Origin of the sequence: Nocardia sp. No.11, from assembly GCF_038752175.1 — a bacterium.
In the GTDB taxonomy this organism is placed as follows: Bacteria; Actinomycetota; Actinomycetes; order Mycobacteriales; family Mycobacteriaceae; genus Nocardia; species Nocardia canadensis.
The window spans coordinates 1-4,283 of the sequence record NZ_JBCGFB010000030.1 but is presented as its reverse complement, the minus strand read 5'-3'; the positions used below and the strand labels follow the sequence as shown (position 1 = coordinate 4,283).

The window sequence follows — 4,283 nt, the reverse complement described above, 5'->3', positions numbered from 1 at the left end:
GGTGCGTCGCCGGAGTCAGCTCCAGCCGGTCGACCTCGGCGAGCGCGGCGGATCCCGCCGCGCTGCCCAGAAAGGCGACATCGTCGCGGCCGAAGCGGTACCCCACTTACTTCTTGGCCGCGCCCGGCTTCACGCCGGTGATCATCGCGTTGTAGAAGAACTCGCGCGGGACGACCTTGCGCAGCACGTTCTCGTCGAGCCAGCTCAGGCCCAGCCAGGCGCGGTACTGCGCCATGCGGTAGCCGACCGTCAGCTTCTCGTCGGGCACGGCGGCCTCGAAGGTGCGCACCGGCCAGCCCCAGAGGGCGGCGGCGAACTCCTCGGTGGTGGCCTTCACGTCGACGGCACCGGCCGATTTCGCCATCTTCTCGAGATCGCTCGGGTCGAAGGTGTGCAGGTCGACGACGGCCTCGAGCGCGGCGGCGCGCGAGGACTCGTCCAGCTCGGTCTGCGGACGGCGCCAGCCGGACAGGAACGGCAGCTTGGTGACCTCGGTGGTCACCTTCCAGGTGGCCTGGCCGAGCTTGCGGGCGTAGAGGTTGCCGATGGTGGTCGGCTCACCCGCGAAGACGAAACGGCCGCCCGGCTTGAGCACGCGCAGGCACTCCTTGAGCGCCAGCTCCACGTCCGGGATGTGGTGCAGCACGGCATGGCCGCATACCAGGTCGAAGGTGTCGTCGTCGTACGGGATGGTCTCGGCGTCGGCGACGCGGCCGTCGACGTCCAGGCCCAGGTGCTCGGCGTTGCGCAGCGCGACCTTCACCATGCCGGGCGAGAGGTCGGTGACCGAACCCTTCTTCGCGATCCCGCCCTGCATCAGGTTCAGCAGGAAGAACCCCGTGCCGCAGCCGAGCTCGAGCGCCCGTTCGTAGGGCAGCGGGGCGGGGCCGACCGCGAGGTCGAACCGGCCGCGGGCATACGCGATACAGCGTTCGTCATAGGAGATCGACCACTTGTCGTCGTACGTCTCCGCTTCCCAGTCGTGATACAGGACCTGGGCGAGCTTGGTGTCCTTCAGCGCTGCTTCGACCTCGGCCTCGGTGGCGTGCGGGTTCGGCGCCGGGTCATCGGGGTGGACCGTCATAACCGCCAAGAGTAATAGGAGACCCTCAGCACGCAATGGGCGGTCTTGTTTCCGGCGGTTCCAACTGGTCGCATGACCGGTCTCAGCTCACCGTCCGGTGAAAACGGCGCTGTTCGGACCGTCCGCGGCGAAGGTCCGGGTGCCCGTGCGCGCGTCGTCGGTGTCGAACAACGCCGACCACTCGGTGACGGCGGCGGAGTGCCCGTGCGGGCCCGCTTCGAAGACCGCCTTGGCGGCGGCCAGGGCCCGCGGCGCGGCCGTGACGAACTGCTCGGCCCAGCGGCGCGCGGCCGCGAGGACATGGTCGGGCGCGACGACCTCGTCGACCAGACCGAGCGTCGCGGCCTCCTCGGCGTCGACGAAACGGCCGGTGTAGACGAGGTCCTTGGCGCGGCTCGCGCCGATCAGCAGCGACAGCTTGCGGATGCCTGCGAGCGGGATCAACCCGGCCTTGATCTGCGGGAGGCCGAGCTTGACGTTGTCGCCGATGATCCGGTGGTCGGCGCCCAGCGCGAGCTCGAGGCCCGCGCCGAGGCAGTAGCCGGTGATCGCGGCGACGGTCGGCTGCGGCACCCGGGTGAGACAGCCCAGCGCCGCCTGCAGATCGGCCGCCATCGCGGCGGCCTGCCCGGCGTCGAGCTCGGCGAGCTCGGTCATCTCGTCGCCCGCGCTGAAGACCCGCTCGTCGCCGTAGACGATGAGTGCGGCCACGCCGGGGTGCCGGGCCACCGTTTCGGCCGCCGCGGCGACCTCACGGGCCAGCTGGGCGTCGACCAGGTTCAGCGGCGGACGATCGATGCGCAGCAGCGCGACGCCGCGCGCGGACGGGTCGGCGGGCAGCTCGAGGGTGACGAATTCGGCCATGCGGCCAACCTACCGGCCGCCCAGTGCGCCCAACTGCGGCAGCTCCGCGAAATACCGGCCGTTGTCGGGGAAGTCGGTCAGCGGCGGGCCGTCGGCGGTGGGCGTGTAGTGCGGCATGATCGGCGTGATCGCCCGTTCTGCGGCCAGCACGGCCGCGGTATCGGCGAATTCGCGCAGACCGTCGAGCTGTGACCACGTGGGCGGCAGCAGGACGTGTTCGCCCGCCCGCCAGCTCGCCAGCGCATCCTGCGGGGTCGCCCAGACGACCTGGGCAGCCTCGGAGGTGGCGCCGTCGGCGATCTGGCCCTGCGGCAGCACGGCGACGAAGAACCGGGTGTCGTAGCGGCGGGGTTCGGCTTCGGGGGTGATCCAGTTCGACCACGGGCGCAGCAGATCCGCGCGCAGCACCAAGCCTTCGGCGGCGAGGAAGTCCGCGAGCGAGAGCTCCCGGCGCTCGAGCTTGCCGCGCGCCTCGCGATAGACCGCGGAGTCGTCGACGACGGTGTCGGCGGTCGGCCCGGCCAGCAGCACACCGCATTCCTCGAAGGTCTCCCGGACCGCGGCCGCGACCAGTGCCTGCGCGGCCTGCTCGTTCGTCGCGAACCGCTCGGCCCACCACGCTGGCGCGGGTCCGGCCCAGGCGATGTCGGCGGTGCCGTCGGCGGCGTCGACGCCACCGCCGGGGAACACCGTCATACCGCCCGCGAAGGCCATCCCGCTGACGCGGCGCTGCAGAAACACCTCGATGCCCGCCGCGCCGTCGCGCACCAGCATCACCGTCGACGCGTCGCGTGCGGCTACCCCGGACTCACTCATACCGTTCCTCTCCACCACGTGGCCGACGGTCCGACGGCCGCGGTGGATCGGACGGCTCACCGGAGCCGACGCCGTTCCACGGCGGCCGTCGCATCGGCCTGTCTGCACCCTAACGCCCGCTTGGTTCGCTGGGGAAACAGTTCAGCCCGGACGGCCGCGGTGCGACGCGACGGTTCCCACTGAGTGGGCCTCAGGCGCGGCGGTGCTGACCCGCGCGCCGGGCCCGGCGGGCGAACCAGCGCCCGTCGACCCGGTCCAGCGCGATGGACTGGCTGAACGCGGCGCTGAGGTTGGCGGCGGTGAGCACGTCCTCGAGCAGTCCCTGCCCGACCACCTCGCCCTCCTTGAGCAGCAGGGCGTGGGTGAAGCCCGGCGGGATCTCCTCCACGTGGTGGGTCACCAGGACCATCGCGGGCGCGTCGGGATCGGCGGCCAGATTGCCCAGCCGCTCCACGAGTTCCTCGCGCCCACCCAGGTCCAGGCCCGCGGCCGGTTCGTCGAGCAGCAGCAGTTCCGGGTCGGTCATCAGGGCACGCGCGATCAGCACCCGCTTGCGCTCGCCCTCGGACAGGGTGCCGTAGGTGCGGTCGGAAAGATGTTCGGCGCCCAGGGTTTCCAGCATGTCGACGGCACGTTCGGTATCGATGTCGTCGTAGCGTTCGCGCCACCGGCCCAGTACCGCGTACCCGGCCGACACCACCAGGTCGCTGACCTTCTCGTCGACGGGGATGCGGCTGGCCACCGCCGCCGAGGACAACCCGATGCGCGGCCGCAACTCGGTGACGTCGACGCGACCGAGGGTCTCCCCCAACAGGTTCGCGTCACCGGAGGTCGGATGGACCTCGGCGGCGGCCATTCTCAATAGCGAGGTCTTGCCGGCCCCGTTCGGGCCGAGCACCACCCAGCGTTCGTCGAGCTCGACCTGCCAGGTGACCGGACCTACGAGCGTTCGGCCCGAGCGGCGGATGGTCACGTCGGAGAAGTCGATGAGCAGATCGGGATCGGGTTGCGACACGCGCTCCATCTTGGCCCACGCGGCCCCTCAGCGGAACGACCGGCCCGTGTGGGATTCGTTGTTCCTGGTCGACGCGGAACCGCGGCGCCCGTCCGGCTCGTCACGCAGCATCCGGGCGGCGAGGAAGGACACCGGCACCGACAGCACCACCCACACGATCAGGATCACCACAATCGTCGTCACCATCGCGGAACCTCCCTACGCCCTCGATCCCCCAGCCGTCGGTTACGTATACCCCCGGGGTCCGCCGGATACACCGAGCCCGGGCGGCGGGTCGCGAAATCCGTCATCCGATCGACGAATTCGGTTCGCGCGTGTCGCGCCGATCAGGAGCGGGCGGGCACCGCGATCACGGTCATCGAGCCGGGAGCCACCTCGGTGAAACCGGCGTCGCGGACCGCCACGGCGCGGCCGGCGGCGACCTCGGCCACCAGCGTCGCCCACAGTCGCTCGTCGGCGTCGCGGACCGCGCACCGGAAGTCGCGCTGCGCCCAGGCCGCCGCG

At 71.3% G+C, this 4,283-nt stretch carries 5 protein-coding genes and 1 pseudogene; all 6 read right to left on the bottom strand.

The features are described 5' to 3' along the window. Positions 1-106: 106 nt before the first annotated feature. The gene (locus V8688_RS12185; protein ID WP_218719303.1) at positions 107-1,084 is read right to left on the bottom strand and encodes a class I SAM-dependent methyltransferase; all 978 of its coding nucleotides are present in this window, start codon (positions 1,082-1,084) and stop codon (positions 107-109) included. Positions 1,085-1,171: 87 nt separating this feature from the next. Continuing rightward, entirely contained in the window at positions 1,172-1,948 is a 777-nt protein-coding gene (locus tag V8688_RS12180) for an enoyl-CoA hydratase-related protein (RefSeq protein WP_316575693.1), read from the bottom strand. Positions 1,949-1,957: 9 nt separating this feature from the next. Next, positions 1,958-2,764, bottom strand: a complete 807-nt coding sequence (locus V8688_RS12175; RefSeq protein ID WP_342800819.1) for an NUDIX hydrolase — start codon at positions 2,762-2,764, stop codon at positions 1,958-1,960. 190 nt (positions 2,765-2,954) lie between these two features. After that, entirely contained in the window at positions 2,955-3,788 is an 834-nt protein-coding gene (locus V8688_RS12170; protein ID WP_218719300.1) for an ABC transporter ATP-binding protein, read from the bottom strand. 18 nt (positions 3,789-3,806) lie between these two features. Next, positions 3,807-3,965, bottom strand: coding sequence for a hypothetical protein (locus tag V8688_RS12165; RefSeq protein ID WP_218719299.1), 159 nt, complete (start codon positions 3,963-3,965; stop codon positions 3,807-3,809). A gap of 140 nt (positions 3,966-4,105) precedes the next feature. Beyond that, a pseudogene (locus tag V8688_RS12160) lies at positions 4,106-4,283 on the bottom strand (peptidyl-tRNA hydrolase); the annotation flags it as partial.

What these genes read in the sequence shown, in the direction of transcription:
- V8688_RS12185 (WP_218719303.1), bottom strand. Translation starts at nt 1,084, where the DNA reads ATGACGGTCCACCCCGATGACCCGGCGCCGAACCCGCACGCCACCGAG.
- V8688_RS12180 (WP_316575693.1), bottom strand. Translation starts at nt 1,948, where the DNA reads ATGGCCGAATTCGTCACCCTCGAGCTGCCCGCCGACCCGTCCGCGCGC.
- V8688_RS12175 (WP_342800819.1), bottom strand. Translation starts at nt 2,764, where the DNA reads ATGAGTGAGTCCGGGGTAGCCGCACGCGACGCGTCGACGGTGATGCTG.
- V8688_RS12170 (WP_218719300.1), bottom strand. Translation starts at nt 3,788, where the DNA reads ATGGAGCGCGTGTCGCAACCCGATCCCGATCTGCTCATCGACTTCTCC.
- V8688_RS12165 (WP_218719299.1), bottom strand. Translation starts at nt 3,965, where the DNA reads ATGGTGACGACGATTGTGGTGATCCTGATCGTGTGGGTGGTGCTGTCG.